Origin of the sequence: Halorubrum sp. Atlit-28R (genome assembly GCF_003665955.1) — an archaeon.
Taxonomy (GTDB): domain Archaea; phylum Halobacteriota; class Halobacteria; order Halobacteriales; family Haloferacaceae; genus Halorubrum; species Halorubrum tropicale.
In genome coordinates, this window is the sequence record NZ_QPLS01000059.1 from 1 (window position 1) to 777 (window position 777).

Consider the following 777-nt stretch of genomic DNA (forward strand, 5'->3'; position numbering starts at 1 on the left):
GCGTCGGTCCACTGAGTCAGAAGATTGGTTACTTCGGTACCGAGACGGGGGAGGTCAGTCGGTCGCTCGACGTTCAGTACGTCGACCTGTCTCTCCGACATCTCGATGGCGCGGGTCCGGGCGTGAGGCGGTGCAGTGATGACCACGCGTTGTTCGGTTACTTCAGTACGAGAGGTACGGAGAATGTCGAGTTGTGCGTCGAACGGTGTCTCGATACACATAAGAAGTTGGTTCGTTGCTGTCGATTCCGTCATTGACTGCCGTATGGAGCGACCACACGCGACTGCAGACGCAGCAGGGCCGACGAAGAGTACGTTTGGCTGGTCCGTAAGACGGTCGAACGCATCAGTTGCCGGTGTGCCGAACCCAATTTCGGAGGCAGTATCGTCGCTCCCCACAGGCTCGGTTTGCTCGGGAGGATTCGGGGGAGTTGCGTCGCTGGTGCGGACCCCCGCACGACTCGTCTGTCGTGATGCTGCGAGGCCCACTTGAGACGACGAGGGTTGCATCTCGGAGTCGGAAGTCGACGTGGGAGGCTCTAGCTCGTCGTGTTCGTCCATAGTTCCCAATGTTGTTCAGAGAGAATAAAAATATATCGGGATATATCCCAACTATCTGGACAACAGAAGATAAGTAGCCTAGAAGAAACACTATAAGACAATCTATATCCAATATTTGTAATCAATTGTAAACCAACAGGTGCTGGAGCCACCCCAGGAGGATTGGGGATTGCATAATGGTATCTACCTCGGTTACTAACTGCCCTGAGTCATGGTA

1 protein-coding gene is annotated in these 777 nt (G+C 54.2%); it reads right to left on the minus strand.

Features of this window, described 5'->3' with window-relative positions:
• Positions 1-560: hypothetical protein (locus tag DVK06_RS19415; protein ID WP_121601119.1), on the minus strand; the 560-nt coding region annotated here is incomplete at its 3' end.
• Positions 561-777 lie beyond the last annotated feature (217 nt).